We start from the raw sequence: 19,551 nt of genomic DNA on the forward strand, positions 1-19,551 counted from the left end.
CTCATTCCGACGCTCCTCCCCGGAGCTACTCCTCGCTGAAGAAGAACGTTGCTTCGATCTGCTCAAGCTCCATCAAACGGACGATCTTCTGAAGCGCGTCGTGCATCTCCAGGACCTCCTTCTCGGAAAGTGTTTGAAGGCTATAGAGGAGCTTTCCCTGGGAGGGCTCGGGCGCTCTGTCGACGATCCGCTTTCCGGCCGCGGTCAAATGGACCGTCACCACCCGGCGGTCCGGCGCTTCTCTTTTTCGGACGACGTACCCTTTCGCTTCCAGCCGGTCGATGATCCCCGACACGGTGGAGATGTGGAGGTACATCTTCTCGCTCAGCTCTCCGACCGACGTGCCCCCTTCTTCCCGGAGGGTTTTCAGCAGCCAGAGCTGCGGACCGGTCACGCCGAACTCTTTTAAAACCTCCTCTGAATATTGATGGATCGCCTTGAAGATTCTTCGGAAGGATTGGACGATTTTCGCAATCGCCGTTTTCTTTGAAACTGTTTTCTTTGCCATGGGTTGAAAGCTGATTCTAATTTTTAGCGAATCTCATTCTATCCGCCGGTCAGAAGCGTATTCAAAGATGATTTTTGGATCGATTCTTGTCGGCAATGGCCCATAAAATAAGAACAAACGCGATGAAACGGATGATATAGACAAAGCTGTAGACCTCATTTTCTTTGTTCATGATCAAAAGAACGACCCGTTCGACCGCCAGCATCCAGAACGCGACGGCAAAGATGGAGAAGAGGCGGTCTTCCGTCTTTTTCCAAAATCGGAGAAAGAAAAGCCCGATCACCCAGCAAGCCATCATGATGGCGCCCGACAGAAATTGAGTCATCTGCATCCGATTCCCCCTTTATGCGACATCCCAGATCAGACCGTAAATAAGCAGCATCAGCCCTGCCAGCGCGGCGATGCTCCGCAATATCGACAGGTCGGCGGAATCGGGGATGATGACCAAATCGACATAAAGCAGGAAATTATTCAGCGTCAGTCCGACGAAGCAAAGGCTGCTCCAGAGTAAAAGCCGTGTTTGGCTTCGAAGATACCCCCGAAACAGCATCAGCGCACACGCCAGGCTGGTGATTGCGGAGAGGAAGTAAACGGTTGCGGCCATCTTAGTCGTCCTTTCTGAATTTAAAGGCATCTGAGAAATTACGCAATGTATCGGTTTGTCTGGAGAAGATCAATTCAATGATCCGCGTCGGACGCTCTCGATAGGCGTCGGCCAGCTCCCGGACCGCCCGATCCAATTCGTCCGTTCTCGGTTTGTAGAAATAAAGAGGGGGGCGTGATTCTTTCACCGACAATAGCCCCCGCTCGCAGAGATCGGTGAGACGCTTGGTCACCGAGATCGGGCTGCTCCGGATCTCCTGGCTGACCGATTCGGCGCTCCATTCTCTCGCATGGCTCCGAAGCAGGAGGAGGACCTCCAGCAGCTCGACCGAGTCGATATAGCCCGCGATGAAGCGCTTTACGTTTTCTGAGATCCCATCCCCGGCCAAAATCAATACTCACTTCAATGAAAAGTGTTTTCCGTATCTCTTCCGAAACAAAGCCGCTTATTCCTCGATCCGCTTGAGGAGGGCGACCGGAAAGGCGCTGAAAATCTGCGCCAGCGGAAGGACCGGCCGGCCCTCAGAGAGGGTCGGATAGAGGATCTCTCCCGTAAAAATGTTTTTGTAACTGCGGCGCTCGCTTCCCGGGGAAAGGACAAGCCCGGTCTCTTCCCAGACCGCTTTCCCGATCGGCATGGCGGGCGCTTCGCGGAGAAGCCGCGCAACGAGGCGCGGGACGACGGCGATCACCTCCGCTTCATTTCCCCTCCGGGCGAAGGCGATCAGGTGTTTTCGCTTCTCCCCGCATCCTTGCAGCGGCAGGTAATCCCCCTCTTGAAAAAGCGCGGCGTTTGCCTTTCGGAATTGGAGGCCGGTCCGTGTGACGAAGAGCTTGATCCGGCCGTCGGCGCGGTTTTTCACCAGGTCGTGAATCAGGAGGTCGCGCCCGCCGGTTTCCGCCTGGGACAGCGCTTTCAGCAGCGCGGCGCGGAGCCGGTGATCCACCGGACGGCGGTTATCGGGATCGACCAGATTGAGGTCCCAGAGCTCGGTTCCTTGATAAAAATCGGGAACCCCGGGGGCGGCGATCTTAATCACCAATTGGGAGAGGGCGTTGGAGATGCCGTATTGCGCGATCCGCTCCTGAAAGGGGAGAAAGAGCTCCAAAAAACGATTCGACTCGGTTCGTTGGAGCAGCGCCCGGATGAACGCCTCGACCGCCTCCTCGTATTTCCGGTTGGGATTGATCCAGCTGGTGTGGACCTTCGCTTCACGAATGGCCTTGAGCATGTAGGATTGGATCCGCCGGCAGAATGTCCCGTCGTCGGCCGTCGGGTCGGTCTCGAACGGCCATGCCCCGAGGAGTGTTTGATAGAGAAGATATTCGTCGTTCGGATCGGGCGCGGGCTTCCCTTCGATGAATTGTTTCTTTGACTGGTTCCACCCGCTCCAGCTCGTCACGGCGCGCTGCCACGCCCGCGGCATTTCCGAGAGGGCGTTGATTCGCGCCCGGACGTCTTCGCCCCGTTTCGTGTCGTGCGTGGCGGTCGCCGAAAGCGCCTGCGGCCGGCGCGCCTGCCGCTCCCGCATCCACTGATGGAATGTCTTGGTGTCGATTCCAAATTGCCCCGGATGCCCGCCGACTTCATTCAAGGAGATCAGCCGGTGGTAGATGTAGAAAGCGGTGTCCTCCACCCCCTTCGCCATCACCGGGCTGGTCGTCTGCTGGAATTTCATCACGAACCGGCGATGCGCCTGCCGGTCTTCTTCGGAGCCCTCCGCCGGGTACTTCATCAGGAGGAGGTCTCTCACAAAATCGAAGACCAATTCGGTGACGGCGGGGTTTCTCTGTTTGGCCCGCGCCACCGCCAGGTTCAAATAGGCCCGGTCGCGGTCGGTCACCTGCTCCGGGTCGGTGACATAGGTCCGGTAGACGGGAAAGCAGGCGATGATCTCCCGGATCGCGTGGGTGAGACTGTTGAGGGTGAAGTCGCGGGAGCGGCGGTTTTTTTCGGAAAGGAGGTTCAACTGATGTCCGAGGACATTGATCTCGCTCGCCATCGACACTTCCATCATCAACTTTTTTTTCTCGTAAACGAGATCTTCGAAGGAGGTCCGCCCGCCGGTGAACCGGCCGTAGAAGTAGTCGAAAGAGCGCTCGTTGTCGCGGTCGACGAAGAGACCGTTCACCAGATTGAGGAAGTCGTAGCCGGTGGTTCCTTCCACGGGCCACTCTTCGGGGAGGGACTCTCCCCGGTTGAGGATTTTCTCCACGACCAGGTAGAGCGGCCGCTCGCGGGATTCTGAAGAGGGCAAGTTTGCGCGGGCCCATTCCTGCAGCTTTCTCAGGTAATCTCCGGGGTCATAGAGGCCGTCGACATGATCGATCCGAAGACCGGTGACCGCGCCCTCTTGCAGCAGCCGGAAGATCAGCGCGTGGACTTTGTCGAAGACGATCGGGTTTTCCATTCGGATCGCTGCCAGCTCATTGATATCGAAGAAGCGGCGGTAGTTGATCTCCTCGGCGGCGACGCGCCAGTAGGCGAGCCGGTACGCCTGGTCGGCGAGGAGGCGGTCAAGAAGGTCGAAGCTCTTCGGGTTGCCGCGCGTTCCGTTGAACTGCCGAAGATTCTCTTCCAAAAAGGCGGCGACCGCCGGACTCTCCTTCACCAGAACGGCGATGCGTTTTTTGACGACCTCCTTTTCCCGATAGCGCTCGATCACCCGCTGCGTCTCTTGCTCGCTTCGCAAGGGGAGATAGCTTAAGGCGGTGATGATGCTTTGCAGCTCCTGGAAATGGGGATCGGTCCCCCCCTCCTTCCCGAGAAGGGATTCGAGACGATGCGATAAGATTTGGACCGAGGAACGGGGGGCGATCGGAAGGGTATGGTCGTAGTACGTGACAAAAAAGCCGCCCTCTTCATAAATCAACGTGATTTCCTGATTCTCCAAAACGGTCCCGTACAGATCGCCCAAAATCGGAAGGAGGACCTTGTCCTCCAATTCCGGTTTGACCGGCCGCCAATCGATATCGAAGAAAGAGGAGTAGTGAGAACTCGGTCCGTTTTCGAGGAGATCCATCCACCACGGGTTGCACGATTTCGCGATTCCCATGTGATTGGCGACGACATCCAGAATCTGACCCATGCCGTGCGATCGCAGCGCCGCGACAAAGGACCGGTATTCTTCCTCCGTCCCGAGCTCCGGATTCAGCGCGGCCGGATCGGCGATATCATAGCCGTGCAGGCTGCCGTGAACCGCTTTGAGATAGGAGGAGACGTAGCAGTCGGTGATGCCGAGGGTATGCAGGGTGGGAAGGACGCGCCGGGCGTCCGAGAATCCAAAAGACGGATTGAGCTGAAGCCGGTAGGTCGAAAGGGGAAGATCCGTTTTTCGTGTAGACGGTGAAATACGTTCCATTCGAATAGACAATCCTTGGCAATCGGGTTCAGAGGGTGAAGCGGGTTTCTTCTCCTGCGGACCGGAATAGATAAACCGCTTTACAAAAATCGAAGAGTTGTCTATTATTTTGTATACAAAATAAATGGCCGAGTCAAGAGGAACGTTCATCCTATCCTCCCGAAGCCGTCCGTCCCGGATGGTTCGTTGGGGGTCTCATTCGGCGGCGGAGAGGGCTCCGAGTCGATGCGCTTCGACGAAAATTCCCCCCTGTTCTCCTGAACAGTGTATATTCATTTTATCTAAAACCTGCAATCACGAGGACCTTTCATGACGTCTGACCCGAGGAAAAATATTGTCGAGATCCCGCCCCGGTGGTACGTTTTATTCTGTTTTTCGGTCGCGGCGCTGATCGGAATCGTCACGCTGAGGAATCCGGCGAGCGCCGATCTCTTGGCGGTCGAAGTTTTTTCCGTCGTGATCGCTTTGTTCATCTTCGGATCGATCCGGTATCGCATCGATAAAAATGTGATCACGTATGGGGCATTGCCGATTATCCTGGTCACCTTTTTTTCGGCCTGGTGGCCGCAATCCCCACTCCGGGAAGCGATGGCCCAAGAAGGGAGCGCGGCGCTCTGGGAAGCGGTCCGGCACAATTTCCTCTCCCTGCACGGACTGGAAAAGCTGATCCATGCCGACACCATGCTCTTCATCCTCGGCCTGACCTTCTTCGTCAGCGTGATCTCTCAAACCCGTCTTCTGGAAGAGATCAGCATCAAGGTCCTCCGCATCTTCGAGGGGCGGGTCCTCTCGACCGTTTTAGTCATCGGAGCGCTGGTCTCCTTCGCCTCGGGTATTTTGGACGGGGTCTCCATGATCGGCCTGACGATCCGGGTCTTGGTGATCATTTTGGTCATGGCCAAAATTGATTACCGCGGCATCGAGTTTATGATCATGTCTTCCGTCGTCTTGACGACGGTCTGCGGGATGTGGCTTGCTTATGGGGAGCCCCCCAACCTGATCATCAAATCAAATCTGAATCTTCCCGACCGTTTTTTCCTGACATATGCTATGCCGATGGCGGTTGTGAGTTTTATCATTGTCGCCCTGTTCATCCGCCGATGGCTGCGGGGCGTCCTGATTCCCCTCGACGGGCTCGATGTATTGGAGCAAAACGTTCCCGACGTGCGATTCCTGCAGGTGGCCAGAAAAGGGGAAACCAAGGAGATGGAGGAGTTGTTGAAGGAATATGCCGGCCGGTTGGGAGAGAAGGGTCGCCAGGTCGAGACGCTCTATCATGAAGGGCATCATCCGATCTCGGCGATGGTCCGAGCGGAGGTGGATCGAAAGACGCTCCATGCCTTTATTAAAGAGTACCTCGATGAAGAGTTTGTCGAACCGGTCGCCTCCTACTACCGGCATCGCCGAAAACATGCGCTGCCGAAAGAGCGCGAGCAGGAAATGGTCGAGGCGGGGGTCATCGAGCGCCTCTTGGAGAACACACGGCTCCAAAGATCGGCGACGCAGAAGTGGGCAAAGCTTGCGTTCCTCGTCTTTATCGGTCTGTTATTTTGGCACGCGAGAGACCACGATGTGCCGCTGTTTCTCTCATCGATGGCCGGATTTGCCGTTGCGCTGATCGGGATTTTGCCTTATCGGAAGATGCGCCGGCTTGCTTTCCACGAGGGGGCGCATGAATATCGGGAGTATCTCTTCCTTTTTCCTCTTTTTCTCTTCATCTCGATGTTGACGGCGGTCGGATTTTTTGACCAACTCCGCTCCGCGATCATCGCGGGGGTCGAGACGATCGGGGAGGCGCACGTCGCCGCCATCCAGTTTCTGGGGACCGGCGTGCTCTCCGCCATTCTCGACAACAATGTGGTGGCCGATTTCGCTTCAAGGGCTATTGAGGGGATGCCGCAGATGTTTCTCTTTGCCGCCGCTCAAATTGCAGGCTACGCGACGGGAGGGTCATTGACCCATATCGGGTCGGCCCAGTCGGTCGTCGCTTTTGCTTATATTCTCCGGTATGTCGATCCGCAATTTACCCCGGCGAATTGGATACGGGCCATGTGGAAGATCGTCCTTGCCCTCACGGTCGCCCTCACGGTGATGATTTATCTCACGGCCTACGTTGTATCCGCTTGATCTCGGCCATCCTCTTCAGACGCGTCCACCCGTTCATTTCGCTTCTCCGGCGTGTGGTCTTTCCCCCCGGAGGCCATCACCTGATGGAGGATCTTGCTCAGCTGATCCAATTTGTACGGTTTGGCCATCACCCCCTTGAAGCCGTATTGGGTGTAATCGGCCATGATCGGATCGTTGGAGTAGCCGCTGGAGACAATCGCCTTGACGTCGGGATCGACCGCGAGCAGTTTCTGAATGGCCTCTCTCCCTCCGATCTCTCCCGGGATCGTTAAATCCATGATGACCAGGTCGAACGGATGGCCCGACCCCTTCGCTTCCCGGTAGCGCGCGATCGCCTCGCTTCCGTCTTCGGCAAAACCGACCTCGTATCCGAGGAAACGGAGCATCTCTCCCAGCACTCTGCGGACCGATTTCTCATCGTCCATGACCAAGATTTTTCCCTTGCCGCGAAGCGGCGCTTCGGTCGTGGCCGGCGGCTCGACTTCTTTTGACGAAGCCGGCAGGTAAATCGAAAAGGTCGATCCCTTCCCCAGCTCGGAGTCGACGGTCATATGGCCGTCATGTTTTTTGACGATCGAATAGGAGGTGGAGAGGCCGAAGCCGCTCCCTTTCTGCTTCGTGGTGAAATAGGGATCGAAGATTTTGTCGAGATGCGCTTTTTTGATGCCGATCCCGAAGTCTCGGACCGAGAGGTGAATGTACCGTCCGGCCGGGATCGGGAGCCGTTTCTCGCTCCCGGTTGCGATATGGTTTTCGGCCCGGACCTGGAGGGTTCCCCCTTCCGGCATCGCCTGCTGCGCGTTGATGACGAGGTTATGGAGGACCTGACTGATCTGTCCCTCGTCGATATCGACCGGCCAGAGCGCATCTGAAATGTAAAACGCCGGATGCACATTCGATCCCCGCAAGGCGAACTGGATCGAATGCTCAAGCAGCTGATTGATCCGGAGCGTCTTCTTGATCGGCGCCCCTCCTTTGGAAAAGGTCAGCAGCTGATGGGAGAGGTCGCGCGCCCGAAGGGAGGCGGTTTCGGCGTCTTCCAGATGCCGATAGAAGCGATGGGCGGGGCCGAGCTCCGTTTTGATCAGGGAGAGATTCCCCAAAATGGCGGTCACGATATTGTTGAAATCGTGAGCGATGCCGCCTGCGAGAAGGCCGACCGCCTCCAACTTGCTCATCCGGAGAAGATCCTCCTCCCTTTTTTTCTCATCGGTGATATTCCGGAAGACCAGAATCGTTCCGATGATCTCTCCTTTTTGATCCCGGATCGGAGCGGCGCTGTCGGAGATGATCCGCTCCGATCCGTCTCGCGAGATCAATACGGTCGGATTCGCCGGCGTCACCGTGAAACCTGTCTGGAGGACCTGGGTGACGGGATTCTCCAGGGCCTGTCGGGTTCTCTCGTCGCTGATGGAGAAGATTTCGTTGAGCGGCCGGCCGAGAGCCTCTTCCTGATTCGTTCCGGTGAGGCCTTCGGCGACCTTGTTCATCAAGATGATCTTTCCCTCCGTATCGGTCGCGATGACGCCGTCGCCGATGGAGCGAAGGGTCACCGCCAACCGGTTTTTTTCCGCCGACAGCGCTTCTTCCGATCGTTTTCGTCCGACCACCACTCCCAATTGGGAGGCGAGCGCGGAGACCAGCCGGATCAACCGCTCATCTTCTCTGCGCGATTCCGAGATATACCATTCCAGCACGGCCACCACTTGATCCGCGGCCAGGACGGGAACGGCAAATCCGGATTTGAGTCCCGCCTCGGTCGCCGCCGGCGCGCGGGAGCAGTTCTCCGCCTGCGATAAATCCTGCACCCAGACCGGCTGCTTTGTTGAGAAGGCGATTCCCGGAAGCCCCTCTCCGGGGTGAAGGGTCATCTCTCTGCTCATCCATCTGAGTTTTTCGAAACGACCTTCCCGGCGATACCATGTCGGACTGCAAGCGAGGGTTTTCCCATCGGGTTGCGGTATCCAGGCCTGCCCGATCTCCCATCCGGTCGCCTCGCAGATCTTCTCCATTGCGACATAAAGCGCGGCGGGAAGACTCGGCGATTCACCGACCGCGAGGAGAATCGCCTGAAGCAGGACGACCTCATCCTCGGCCCGCCGTTGCTCGGTGATGTCTCTCACCACGCCGATCATCCGTACCGGCTTTCCCTCCTCGTCGAAGAAGGGCTCTCCTTGAGCGGCAATCCAATGGATGCTCCCGTCCGGCCAGACGATCCGAAATTTGTCCCGGAGGGTGCGGCGCTCGACAATGGCAAGCGCCAGGGCGCGCTCCACCCCCTCTCGGTCTTCCGGATGGATCCGTCCCTCGAAATCCTTATAGGTGCCCTTGAAAGTGCCGGGCGCCATGCCCCATAATTCCTCGTGGCCGCGGGACCAGACAATTTTGCCGGTCTCCATGTTCCAATCCCAGGTGCCGATCCGCCCCGCCTGGAGCGCGAGCCGGACGCGCGCTTCGGCTTCTCTCAACGCCTCCTCGGCCCGTTTTCGTTCGCTGATGTCGCGGACGAAAGCGACATGAAATTCATCATTGCCGAGCCAGAGGTGTTCCGCGGAAACCTCCACCGGAAAGACGAGGCCGTCCTTTCGACGATGCAAAGTTTCAATGTGGACCGAATCGGTTTTATCTTCCAGAAGTTGCGCCCACACCTGCTTCCATCTTTCTTTGGGGTAGATCGGATCGATGTCCCAGAGTTTCAGGCTCAACAGCTCGTCACGCGTGTAGCCGAGCGAGCGGCAGGCCTGTTCATTCACATAAGAGAAGCCGGCCTCGCGGGTCATAAAGAAGACCGCGTCCGGCGCATGCTCCATGGAGAACTGGAACCGCTGCAGCGCCTCCTCCACCCGCTTGCGTTCGCCGTTTTCTCTTTGGAGCGCGGAGAGAAGGGCGTTGGTCCGGCTGAGCGTCAGATTGCTCAGCTCATCTTGCACAAGGTCGGCGAGATCTTTCAACGCTTTCAGATCGGCCTCGGTCATCTGCCGCGGCCGGCTGTCGATGATGCAGAGGGTGCCGAGGTTGCGGCCATCGGGTCCGGAAAGGGGACAGCCGGCATAAAATCGAAGAAAGGGGGGGCCGGTCACCAGGGGGTTATCGGAGAAGCGGGGGTCTTCTTTGGAATCAGGGACCACGAAGATGTCGCGGCCGAGGATCGTGTGACCGCAGAAGGAGATGGAGCGTTGGGTTTCGGAGAGGGTGAGCCCCTGAGTCGATTTGAACCATTGCCTGCTTGCATCAACGAGTGTGACGAGTGCGATCGGAACGTCGAAAAGCCGCGCGGCCATCCGGGTTATCCGATCGAACCGCTCTTCGCGGGGGGTGTCGAGAATCTGCAGGCTTCGAAGCGATGCGAGTCTCTGCTCCTCATCTGGGGGGATCTCAGGTTCTTTCATCGCGTGCTCCTTCAGCCGGTTTTCTATACACCCGGGTTGTACAAAGGGGAGCGATTGAGAGATCGTCCGGCCCGTTCACCATCGTGTTTTTCCCTGAGCCATACCGAAAATGACTTATTAGAGGCTTTTATGGAGGGAACGCTATCACAATTCTAAAAAATATGTCAATAGTAATAGTCGCGAGTAATAGTCGCGGCGCGAACGGACGCGCTCATTTTCCAAGAGCCGATATCGCGCCGTTCGGCCTTTCCTCTCCATTTTCCGCTTTCCGTAGTAAGCATTCTTGATTGACGGATGGAAATTCTCTGATACCTTTTGCCAGAGGGTTATGCAGGATCGAAGAAAGTCCCCCAGAATTCCGATTGTTTCCATCGCCCGCCTGACGCTCGAAGGGATGGGAAGGGAGAAGTCCGTTTTGGTCCGGGATATCTCCACCCACGGCGTCGGAATCTACACCGAGGAAGCATACCAGCAAGGAGATCTCGTGGTGATCCATCTTGTTCTGACCGGAGATCGGTCCGAGACGATCACCGAATCGGTGGCGGGCGAAGTGGCCTGGGTCACCCCCCTTCCGGACGGAGCCCACTATGCGGTCGGTATCCGCTTTGAGAACATGGAAGTGGAAAGGCCTAAGCTCTATGCATATGTGAAGCATCTTGAGCGGATCAACCCCGGGGTGGACCCAAAAGCGTCCGCCTGACCGGGTCGTCCGAATGGGTCTCATCCATCCGTGTCATTTTCTACCCCCGTTTTAATATCGTAAAATAATTTCAGAATGGATGAACCTATCGGGAGGAGGCCATGCCTTTTGCAACGGATCCCACTCAATCGTTTAAAATTTTTGGCCTTGCCGGGAGCCTTCGGCAGGGTTCTTTTAACCGCGCTCTGCTTCTCGCCGCCGTCGAAGTGGCGCCGAAAGGGGTGGAGATCCGGATCTTTGATGGCCTTGGAGAGATTCCCCCTTTCAACGCCGATGTCGAAGCGGAGGGGGATCCGGAGCCGGTCGTCGCGATGAAATCGGCGATTCGAGAAGCCGATGCGTTGTTGATCGCCACCCCCGAGTACAATTACGGCATTCCCGGGGTTCTCAAAAACGCCATCGATTGGGCCTCGCGTCCGCCGGACGGGTCGGTCCTGCAAGGCAAGCCGGCCGCCATCATGGGGGCGACCCCGGGGATGACCGGGACCGCGCGCGCACAGCTCGCGCTCCGCCAGGCTTTTCTATTTACCGAGACCTATGCCGTCCTGCAGCCGGAGGTGCTGGTCGCCCGCGCGCACGAGAAGATCGACGGCCAGGGGCGCTTGAACGATAAGGCGACGCGTAACTTTATCCGCGAGCTCCTTGAATCCCTGATCGGGTGGACGCTTCAACTACGCCAAGGGGCGGCGCGGCGCGAGGCCGCCTGACGATCGATTGTTTTCACGCCGAGACCGAAAGCGACAGACAAAAGTCAAGAGACGCAAGTCTGCCGACCCGCCTCCATTCCATATTCTCCTGGTATAATTGTAATTAGAAATTTGAGATCGACGCAGTCCGTGAACGCGACGCGGCGGGGAGCGGCGTTTTGCAAGCCGCCGCGAAAACCTGGGGTGAATATGAAGCGATATGTTCTTGCGTGTCATGAGGGGGCGCCCAACGGGCCGGCCCCGAAGTTATTAAGCGAGCAGGGGATCGACCGGATTCTTCACCGGACGATCCTTGGATGGTCTCCGAACATCGGGTTGTATGGGGCGGGCGGGCCCGGCTTCTGGGGCTTCAAGTTGGCCGAAACAGATCAGTTTCCTGAGGAATGGCTCATCCTGACCGTCTGGAACGCAGGCGATTGTCTCCTCTTCGACGGCGAGAAAGGGGAGGTCGTCGCGGCGGAATTCATCGCGATGGATCCGGACGCCGGCGTGGAGGCCTTTTATCAGCATTATGTCGCCCGGATTAACGAGATCACGGAAAAGGTGGTCGGATCGAAGATCATCGAAGCCTGCATCACGCCGGCCTCTTCCGAAATTTTATTTCAACAGGCAGACCGAACACACCGCCTGGAGATCCCGAAAGGCGCCGCTTCCTCTCTCGGTCGATCCTGGCAATCGGAAGAAAATCAGCGCGACGCATGGGTCCTCTCCGAACAAAACGAGTTATGGGCTTAAGTTCATATTGATCGAATGAGATCCTGCCGATCACCCCTCTTTCGTATGTCGGTCACCGGATAAACCTGCCGATCAGCCGTTGTATAAAATTCCTTCTCTTCTCGATTGCCTTTCCTCCGAGCGATTGTTTAAACTGGAACTGTTGCCGTAGGGGTGGAGCAATCTCATGTTCAAGATTCTTCGGAAAGCGGGTCTCTGCTTTGTCTTGTTTCTCTGTTTACAGACGCGGGTCGCCTTTGCTTCTCATTATGTCGATCAGGTCGAGGCGGACCTTTCGGAGGAGGTCGGCGATCAGATCGCACCGAAATTGGGTGAAAATCTCACTGAGGAGGACCGAGCTTACGCCTATTTCCTCCTGGCCGTTTATAAACACGACCCCGCCGCGAGAGATAAGGCGGAGGGGGCTTACGCGCATCTGAATACCCCCGCGAGCGAGGCGTATCTCGGAACAATCGAGATGTTGAAGGCCCGCGATTCGGAAGGAGGCTTCTTTCGAATATTTAAAAAGAAAAGGTTGGTTCAAGAAGGAATCGAGAAGCTCGATCACGCCGTCCGGACGCACCCGGATGATCCGCAGGTGCGCATCGTCCGGGCGATCGCCTACCTCCGCGTCCCCTCTTACTTCGGAAAGTTCGAAGAAGGTTTGGCCGACATGGAGAAGGTCATCCGCTGGATCGAAGAGGGAAAGCTCAACGTGCCGGAGGAAGAGCTTCTCTTCAGGGACCGCTCTTCGCTTTATTATTACGCGGGACAATATTATCTGAAGAAGGGGGAGAGAAAGAAAGCGAAGGAGATGTTCTCCAAAGCGACCGGCTCGACCTTCCACACCCCGTTCGCGGTCGCATCCCGAAAGCGGATCGGAGCGCTTTCGTAAAACCCTGCCTACGATCCGCTCGATCTTATCCCACCCCCGCCGCCATCGCCTGGACAATTCGGATGAGCGGCGTCGGATAGGTCCCCAGCCAGATTAGCAATCCTGCCAAGACAATGATCAGCCCCCTTCCTAAAAAGGAAATAGATGCAATCGGCGCTGCCGGCTCTGCGTTTGCAAAGAGCGCGACGATCACCCGGAGGTAATAAAAGACGCTGATCCCGCTGGTGATGACCAGGATGAAGACCAAGGTCCAAAGGGCCGAAGCGGCCCCCGCCGCAACCAGATAGAATTTTCCGACGAAGCCGGCCGTGAGCGGCAGCCCCGCCAGAGAAAGCAGCATTGCGGTGAAGATCCCCGCCAGAAGGGGCCGGCGCCAGAAGAGGCCGCGGTAATCGTCGATCTGGTCGGCCTCGCGGTCTGGATGGGAGAGCAGGGTCACCACGCCGAACGCCCCCAGCGTCGTGACAAAATAAGTGACCAGGTAAAACGTGACCGTCTCGACGGCGAACCGTCCCGCCGCCAGAAAAGCGACCAGGATATACCCCATCTGCGCGATCGAGGAGTAAGCCAGAATCCGTTTGACGTTGCTTTGAAGGAGCGCCAGGAAATTTCCGGCGATCATCGAGGCGGCGGCGATCAGCGCGATCAGGAAGACGATCGGCCCGGCCGCGGGATCCCCGGCTGCGGCGCTTGGAATAAGCGCGGCCGTTTGGAGTGTGGGATTTACCGCGGCGACTTGCGCGCGCAGCAGGAGGGCGAACATCGCTCCCTTCGAGACGGTCGCGATGAACGCGGTGACCGGCGCGGGGGCCCCTTCGTAGACGTCGGGGGTCCAGAGGTGAAATGGGACCAGGGAGAGCTTGAAGCCGACGCCGGTTAGGATCAGCACCGCTCCCGACAAGATCAGGATCGTCTCCATCGGTTGATCTCCGGCCAGCAGCGATGCGATCCGGCGGAACGACATTGTGCCGAGCGCCGCGTAGATCAGCGCCATCCCGAAGAGGAGAAAGGCGCTCGAGACGGCGGCGAGGATGAGATACTTGATTCCGGCCTCGAGCGGCCGTTTTCGGTCGGGGAGGTAGGCATTCATCGCGAAGAGGGGGATGCTGAGCGTTTCCAGCCCGAGAAAGAACGAAGCGAAGTGGCTGCTCGACGCCAGGACCGCCGCCCCGAGGGTCGCCACCAGGAGGAGAACATAGAACTCTTCGCGGCGTCCCTCTTTTTTTTCGAAGTAATCGTAGGAGAAAAGGGCCACGGCGGCGGCCCCCGCGACAATCAGGCCGATGTAGAAGAGGGCGTACCGGTCGACCAGAAGAAGCGGCGTGACCTGCCGGGGGGCGACCCGGAGGCTGATGAAGAGTGAGAAGAAGGCGGCGGTCAGCCCGAGGGTCGTCAGCCCGACCGTCCACCGATGGCTCCGGACGACGGCGATCAGGAGCATGACGGCCACGGAGGTCGCGGTGATGATTAAGAACGGGAGCAGCGCGGTGAAGTCGGCGGGCTGCATCATCCTCTCCCTAAAGCGACGGCGGTTTGACCGGCGGCAAGCTGAAGCGCCTCCATCGTCGCCTGAAAGGTCTCGAAGACCGGCTGGGGATAGATTCCGAGCCAGACGATGGTGAGAATCAGGGGGACAAGGATCAGGATCTCCCGCGTTCCGAGGTCGGGGAGGGTCCAGCCGTTGCGGTTCGGCCCGTGGAAGACCTTCTGTACCAGGCGCATTCCGTAGAAGGTGCCGACCAAAATCCCGACCGCCGCCCAGACGGTCAGCGCCACGCTGACCCGGTAGGTCCCCAGCAGCACCAAGACCTCGGCGATAAAGTTCCCGAGGCCCGGAAGACCGATCGCCGCCATCGTGAAGAGAAAGCCGACCCCGCTCCACCGCGGCATCGTCGACCAGAGCCCCCCCATCCGGTCGATCTCGCGGGTATGGGTCCGCTCCTGAATTTGCCCGACCAAAATAAAGAGCGCCCCGGTACTGATTCCATGCGCGAGCATCTCCATCACCGCCCCCTGAATCCCGAGCGCATTCCAGGAAAAGACGCCGAGGAGCACAAAGCCGAGATGGCTGACGCTGGTGTAGGCGACGAGCCGCTTGAGGTCGGTTTGCGAAAAGGCGAGAAATGCGCCGTAGATGATGCCGATCACGCCGAGCGTCATAACATAAGGGGCGACCTCGCGCGCGGCCTGCGGAAAAAGAGGGAAGATGAATCGGAGCAGGCCGTAGGCGCCGGTCTTCAGCAACAGTCCCGCTAAGATCACGCTCCCCGCCGTCGGGGCCTCCGTATGGGCATCGGGCAGCCAGGTATGAAAAGGGAACATCGGGAGCTTCACGGCGAAGGAGGCAAAAAACCCGAGCATGATCCAGCGGGCGGTTTCCGGCCTCAAAGGGGTGTTGAGCAGGTCCTCATACGCGAAGGAATAGTTGCCGGTCGCCCGGCCGTGGATCAGGTAGAGCGCCAGGATGGCGATCAGCATCAACAGCCCGCCGATGTGGGTGAAGATGAAAAACTTGATGGCGGCGTAGATCCGGCGCTCATGTCCCCAGATCGCGATCAAGAAGGTCATCGGAATCAGCATCAGCTCCCAGGCAAAATAAAAGAGGAAGAGATCGACCGCGAGGAAAACGCCGACGATCCCGGACAAGACCCAGAGCAGATTGAAGTGGAAAAATCCGACCCGCTCTTGAATCTCGCGCCAGGAGGCGAGGACTGACAGAATGCCGAGGAAGAAGGTGAGGACGATCAGCAAAAGGCTCAAGCCGTCCATCGCGAGGTGAAACGTGATCCCGAACCGCGGAATCCAGGGAAGATTGATCTCTTCGAGCCAGGCGACCGGCCGCTCGGCGGAAAAGGTCATCACCCGTCCGGCGTTTCGAACCCAGAGGACGATTGAGAGAATGAAGCCGAGCCCGACCGCGATGAGGGAGATCCATCGGGAGGTGTTTTTCCCGTCACGGCCAAACGCCCAGGCGAGCAGGCCGCCGATCAAAGGAATTAAAATAAGCCAAACCAGAATCATAGAAGCACCACCCATCCAAGAAAGAAGATCGTTCCCGCCGCCAGTCCGGCGGCATACCATCGAACCCGTCCCGTCTCCGTCCGGCGGAGCATCTCATAAAAGACGGCCGCCAGGCGGGCCAGGCCGGTATAGATCGAATCGATGAGGTCGTGAAGGCTGACCGAGGACAACAAGAAGACCGGCCGGACCAGCCATCGCTCATAAAACCGGTCAACCAGATCGCGCCGGGCCGCTTCGGCCAGGAGGATATACGGCCGGACGAAGAGCCGATCATAGAGCGGGTCGAATCCCCAGCCGGCAGACCAAAACCGATGGAGCGCCCGACCGACCGGACGTCCCGCCAGCGATTCCGCGAGCGACGGCCGCCGCAGGTAAAAGAGGTATGCGAGGAAAAGACCGAGGAGGGAGGCGGCCGTCACAAACGCTTCCGACCCGATTTCGGTCATCCCCCCCGCTGCGTGCAGGGCGCTTGCTTCGGTGTGCGGCAGGACGGTCTGGAGAAAATGCGTCAGGAGAAGTTTGTTCCCGAGCGCGGGGGGAAGATTGATGAACCCGCCGATGATCGAGAGGACCCCCAAGACAATGAGCGGAATCCGGATGAGAAGGCCCGGCTCGCCGCCGGCCGGCGCTTTGCGCGGCGCGCCGAAGAAGGCGAGGAAGGTCAGGCGGAAGGTATAGAGCGACGTCAGGAAGGCGCCGATCACCCCGGCCGCCCAAAGGGCGCTGCCGCCGAGCGCCCAGCTCTCCCAGAGGATCTCTCCCTTGCTGTAGAAGCCGGCGGTGACGAGCGGCAGGCCGGCGAGCGAGGCGCCGCCGATCAGAAAGACCCAGAAGGTAAATGGAAGGGTGCGGCGCAGCCCGCCCATTTGAAAGAGGTTTTGCTCGCCGTGAAAGGCATGGATGACGACCCCGGCGGCCAAAAAGAGGAGCGCTTTGAAAAAGGCATGGGTCATCAGATGGAAGATCGCCGCCGACCAGGCCCCGACCCCCAGCGCCAGAAACATGTAGCCGATCTGGCTGATCGTGGAGTAGGCGAGGACCCGTTTTAGATCGGACTGCGTGAGGGCGCTGAAAGAGGCGATCAAGAGGGTCGCCGCCCCGATCACTGCGACCGCCATCAAGACCGGCGGGGCGAGGAGGAAGAGGGTGTGGGTCCGGGCGATCAGGTAGACCCCGGCGGTCACCATCGTCGCCGCGTGGATTAGCGCGCTCGTCGGGGTGGGGCCGGCCATCGCATCGGGCAGCCAGACCTGGAGCGGCAGCTGGGCCGATTTCCCGACCGCGCCGCCGAGGATGAGGGCCGCCGCCCAGATCGCGAGCGGTGCGCCGATCGGCCAGGCCTGCCCGGCGCGATCGAGCAGGGTCGTGATTTCCAGGCTCCCCAAGTGGGTGAGGAGAAGCGCGAGCGCGATCATCAGCGCCGTGTCGCCGATCCGGGTGACGATGAACGCCTTCCGGGCGGCCCGGACGTTCTTCGGATCGGTATACCAGAAGCCGATCAAAAGAAAGCTGCAAAGCCCCACCCCTTCCCATCCGAGAAAAAGAAGGAGAAGATGATCGGCCAATACGAGAATCAGCATCGCGCCGACGAAGAGGTTCATGTAGGCGAAGAACCGGCTGTATCCCTCTTCAGGGGCCATATACTCGACAGAGTAGAGATGGATCAGGAAGCCGACGAAGGTGACGACCCCGATCATGACCAGCGAGAGGGGATCGAGGAGCAGGGCGACCGGCGCGTTGAGATCCCCGACATTCATCCAGGTCCAGAGGGTCTGTGTGTACCGATGGTCGGGCGGCGGCGATGTGATGAAATCGGCCGCGATCCCAAGCGTGATTAACGCCGAAAGCCCGATCGACCCGGCGCCGAAGACGGCGATGGTCTTTCGGGAAAAACGGGGCCCGAAGATCGCCAGGAGCAGGGCGCTGAAAAAAGGAATCGCGGGAATCAACCAGAGAAGCGATCGCATTTTTATCCCCTCATCCGGCTTAAGAGATCGGCATCGAGCGATTTGTACTGGTGGTGCATCCGCAGGACAAGCGCCAACCCGACCGACACCTCGGCGGCCGCCAGCGCCAGGATGAAGAAGAACATCACCTGTCCGTCGGCCGCTCCCCATCGCGCGCCGGCCACGATGAAGGCGAGCCCGGCGGCATTGAGCATCACCTCGGTCGACATCAGGATGAACAGAATATTACGGCGTACCAGGAGACCGATCAGCCCCAGCGCGAACAAAATCGCCGCCAGGAGAAGCCCCTCTTGCACGGGAATCATCAACATTGGCTTTCTCCAGTTTTGGCCGGTGCCAGCCGAGATGATAGGCGGCGACCAGCGCCCCCATCAACAACACCGAGGTCAGCTCGACTCCGATCAGATAAGGCCCGAAGAGGACCAGGCCGACCTCCTTCGGCCCGACGACCTCCGCCGCCGGGGCCGGAACCCCGGCGCGGGTAAGGAGGAGGATCACCTCTCCCAACAAGATCGCCGCCAGGACCGACGGCCCGATCCACATCGACGGCCGCAGCCACGCGCGCTCCTGCTCGGCGGCGCGTCTACCTAAGTTCAACATCATCACGATGAAGATAAAGAGGACCATGATCGCCCCGGCATAAACGATCACCTCCAGCGCCGCCACGAACGGCGCGCCGAGAATGTAAAAAATCACCGCCACCGCCAGAAACGAGACAATCAAATAGAGAAGCGCATGCACCGCATTCAGACTCAGGATCATCAAGAGGGTGGCGGCCACTGCCACGGCGCCGGCCGTATAAAAGAATGTCTGCATGGTTACTCCATCGTAAAAAGAGGGGGTAGGGTGTAGGGTGTGGGGTGTGGGGTGTAGGGTAAAGGCCAGGCCGACCCCGCCTCGTTTTTTGTCGTTCTCTTCCCCTCTACCCTACACCCTACCCCCTACACCCAGTCTTTTTAGGGCATCAAACTATGCACGTCGACCGGCGGCGACTCCCGCTCGGCTTCCCCTTTGTCCTTGCCGCCGATGCTGACCCCGGCGACTTTCCAATAGTTGTAGCCGTGGTATTTCCCCTCCCCCGCGATCAGCAGGTCTTCTTTTTCGTAGACCATGTTCTGCCGGTTGTATTCGCCCATCTCGAATTCCGGGATCAGCTGAATCGCGTAGGTCGGGCAGGCCTCTTCGCAGTAGCCGCAGAAGATGCAGCGGGAGAAGTTGATCCGGAAGAACTCCGGGTAGCGCCGGCCGGTCTCATCCTGCGTCGCCTGCAGCGCGATGCAATCGACCGGGCAGGCGACCGAGCAGAGATAACAGCCGACGCAGCGCTCGCCGCCGTCCGGATCGCGCGAGAGGATGATCCGTCCACGGTATCTCGGCGAAAGGACCGCCTTCTGCTCCGGATAGGGAATGGTGACCGGCTTCCGGAAGGTATGAAGGAATACGTCCCAGATGGTTCGTAAAATGCTGAGCATAGGAGAAAGATCCTTTCGTAGGGGCGGCCCTTGTGGCCGCCCGCATTTTCGATTTGGTTGTAGAGACGTCCCGGCGGGACGTCTCT

Annotated in this window: 17 protein-coding genes; 5 read left to right on the plus strand and 12 right to left on the minus strand. The window is 58.7% G+C overall.

The window, feature by feature from the left end; all coding sequences use genetic code 11:
* Positions 1–25: 25 nt before the first annotated feature.
* From MCM46_15140 to treY, 5 genes are all read right to left on the minus strand, one after another.
* Positions 26–508 (minus strand): MarR family transcriptional regulator, encoded by a 483-nt coding sequence (locus MCM46_15140; GenBank protein ID MCG3113149.1) that lies wholly within the window; start codon positions 506–508, stop codon positions 26–28.
* Between the two features lie 61 nt (positions 509–569).
* Entirely contained in the window at positions 570–839 is a 270-nt protein-coding gene (locus MCM46_15145; GenBank protein ID MCG3113150.1) for a DUF5985 family protein, read from the minus strand.
* A 12-nt stretch (positions 840–851) separates the two neighbouring features.
* Complete coding sequence (locus tag MCM46_15150; protein ID MCG3113151.1) at positions 852–1,112, minus strand: DUF5985 family protein; 261 nt, start codon at positions 1,110–1,112, stop codon at positions 852–854.
* A gap of 1 nt (position 1,113) precedes the next feature.
* Positions 1,114–1,506, minus strand: a complete 393-nt coding sequence (locus tag MCM46_15155; protein ID MCG3113152.1) for a hypothetical protein — start codon at positions 1,504–1,506, stop codon at positions 1,114–1,116.
* A 51-nt stretch (positions 1,507–1,557) separates the two neighbouring features.
* Positions 1,558–4,473, minus strand: a complete 2,916-nt coding sequence (gene treY, locus MCM46_15160) for a malto-oligosyltrehalose synthase (GenBank protein MCG3113153.1) — start codon at positions 4,471–4,473, stop codon at positions 1,558–1,560.
* Between the two features lie 309 nt (positions 4,474–4,782).
* Between treY and MCM46_15165 the strand changes: the two genes are divergently transcribed.
* Entirely contained in the window at positions 4,783–6,600 is a 1,818-nt protein-coding gene (locus tag MCM46_15165) for a hypothetical protein (GenBank protein MCG3113154.1), read from the plus strand.
* On the opposite strand, the gene MCM46_15170 is transcribed toward MCM46_15165, so the two are convergent.
* A complete protein-coding gene (locus MCM46_15170; protein ID MCG3113155.1) occupies positions 6,582–9,989 on the minus strand; it encodes a PAS domain S-box protein in 3,408 nt (1,135 codons plus the stop codon). The genes MCM46_15165 and MCM46_15170 overlap by 19 nt on opposite strands.
* A gap of 328 nt (positions 9,990–10,317) precedes the next feature.
* Between MCM46_15170 and MCM46_15175 the strand changes: the two genes are divergently transcribed.
* From MCM46_15175 to MCM46_15190, 4 genes are all read left to right on the plus strand, one after another.
* Entirely contained in the window at positions 10,318–10,689 is a 372-nt protein-coding gene (locus tag MCM46_15175) for a PilZ domain-containing protein (GenBank protein ID MCG3113156.1), read from the plus strand.
* 101 nt (positions 10,690–10,790) lie between these two features.
* A complete protein-coding gene (locus MCM46_15180) occupies positions 10,791–11,396 on the plus strand; it encodes an NAD(P)H-dependent oxidoreductase (protein ID MCG3113157.1) in 606 nt (201 codons plus the stop codon).
* A 189-nt stretch (positions 11,397–11,585) separates the two neighbouring features.
* Entirely contained in the window at positions 11,586–12,131 is a 546-nt protein-coding gene (locus tag MCM46_15185) for a hypothetical protein (GenBank protein ID MCG3113158.1), read from the plus strand.
* Between the two features lie 166 nt (positions 12,132–12,297).
* Positions 12,298–13,005, plus strand: coding sequence for a hypothetical protein (locus MCM46_15190; GenBank protein MCG3113159.1), 708 nt, complete (start codon positions 12,298–12,300; stop codon positions 13,003–13,005).
* Positions 13,006–13,030: 25 nt separating this feature from the next.
* Here MCM46_15190 and MCM46_15195 read toward each other — a convergent pair whose 3' ends face one another.
* The 6 genes from MCM46_15195 to nuoI form a co-directional block, all read right to left on the minus strand.
* A complete protein-coding gene (locus MCM46_15195) occupies positions 13,031–14,515 on the minus strand; it encodes an NADH-quinone oxidoreductase subunit N (GenBank protein MCG3113160.1) in 1,485 nt (494 codons plus the stop codon).
* Positions 14,512–16,026 (minus strand): NADH-quinone oxidoreductase subunit M, encoded by a 1,515-nt coding sequence (nuoM, locus tag MCM46_15200; GenBank protein MCG3113161.1) that lies wholly within the window; start codon positions 16,024–16,026, stop codon positions 14,512–14,514. The genes MCM46_15195 and nuoM overlap by 4 nt, the downstream gene beginning before the upstream one ends.
* On the minus strand, positions 16,023–17,993 hold the full coding sequence (gene nuoL / locus MCM46_15205; protein ID MCG3113162.1) for an NADH-quinone oxidoreductase subunit L: 1,971 nt from the start codon (positions 17,991–17,993) through the stop codon (positions 16,023–16,025). The genes nuoM and nuoL overlap by 4 nt, the downstream gene beginning before the upstream one ends.
* Before the next feature lie 2 nt (positions 17,994–17,995).
* Positions 17,996–18,304, minus strand: coding sequence for an NADH-quinone oxidoreductase subunit NuoK (nuoK, locus tag MCM46_15210; protein ID MCG3113163.1), 309 nt, complete (start codon positions 18,302–18,304; stop codon positions 17,996–17,998).
* On the minus strand, positions 18,219–18,809 hold the full coding sequence (nuoJ, locus tag MCM46_15215; protein MCG3113164.1) for an NADH-quinone oxidoreductase subunit J: 591 nt from the start codon (positions 18,807–18,809) through the stop codon (positions 18,219–18,221). The genes nuoK and nuoJ overlap by 86 nt, the downstream gene beginning before the upstream one ends.
* A gap of 140 nt (positions 18,810–18,949) precedes the next feature.
* Positions 18,950–19,465 carry an NADH-quinone oxidoreductase subunit NuoI gene (gene nuoI / locus MCM46_15220; GenBank protein MCG3113165.1) on the minus strand — a complete coding sequence of 172 codons (516 nt, stop codon included), beginning with the start codon at positions 19,463–19,465 and terminating at the stop codon, positions 18,950–18,952.
* Positions 19,466–19,551 lie beyond the last annotated feature (86 nt).

The sequence above is a fragment of the Candidatus Manganitrophus morganii genome, from assembly GCA_021651055.1.
Lineage (GTDB): Bacteria > Nitrospirota > Nitrospiria > SBBL01 > Manganitrophaceae > Manganitrophus > Manganitrophus morganii.

Coding starts and splice junctions, on each gene's coding strand:
- MCM46_15145 (MCG3113150.1), bottom strand. CDS start 839: ATGCAGATGACTCAATTTCTGTCGGGCGCCATCATGATGGCTTGCTGG.
- nuoJ (MCG3113164.1), bottom strand. CDS start 18,809: ATGCAGACATTCTTTTATACGGCCGGCGCCGTGGCAGTGGCCGCCACC.
- MCM46_15165 (MCG3113154.1), top strand. CDS start 4,783: ATGACGTCTGACCCGAGGAAAAATATTGTCGAGATCCCGCCCCGGTGG.
- MCM46_15185 (MCG3113158.1), top strand. CDS start 11,586: ATGAAGCGATATGTTCTTGCGTGTCATGAGGGGGCGCCCAACGGGCCG.
- MCM46_15180 (MCG3113157.1), top strand. CDS start 10,791: ATGCCTTTTGCAACGGATCCCACTCAATCGTTTAAAATTTTTGGCCTT.
- nuoL (MCG3113162.1), bottom strand. CDS start 17,993: ATGCGATCGCTTCTCTGGTTGATTCCCGCGATTCCTTTTTTCAGCGCC.
- MCM46_15190 (MCG3113159.1), top strand. CDS start 12,298: ATGTTCAAGATTCTTCGGAAAGCGGGTCTCTGCTTTGTCTTGTTTCTC.
- MCM46_15140 (MCG3113149.1), bottom strand. CDS start 508: ATGGCAAAGAAAACAGTTTCAAAGAAAACGGCGATTGCGAAAATCGTC.
- MCM46_15195 (MCG3113160.1), bottom strand. CDS start 14,515: ATGATGCAGCCCGCCGACTTCACCGCGCTGCTCCCGTTCTTAATCATC.
- nuoM (MCG3113161.1), bottom strand. CDS start 16,026: ATGATTCTGGTTTGGCTTATTTTAATTCCTTTGATCGGCGGCCTGCTC.
- treY (MCG3113153.1), bottom strand. CDS start 4,473: ATGGAACGTATTTCACCGTCTACACGAAAAACGGATCTTCCCCTTTCG.
- MCM46_15150 (MCG3113151.1), bottom strand. CDS start 1,112: ATGGCCGCAACCGTTTACTTCCTCTCCGCAATCACCAGCCTGGCGTGT.
- nuoK (MCG3113163.1), bottom strand. CDS start 18,304: ATGTTGATGATTCCCGTGCAAGAGGGGCTTCTCCTGGCGGCGATTTTG.
- MCM46_15170 (MCG3113155.1), bottom strand. CDS start 9,989: ATGAAAGAACCTGAGATCCCCCCAGATGAGGAGCAGAGACTCGCATCG.
- nuoI (MCG3113165.1), bottom strand. CDS start 19,465: ATGCTCAGCATTTTACGAACCATCTGGGACGTATTCCTTCATACCTTC.
- MCM46_15175 (MCG3113156.1), top strand. CDS start 10,318: ATGCAGGATCGAAGAAAGTCCCCCAGAATTCCGATTGTTTCCATCGCC.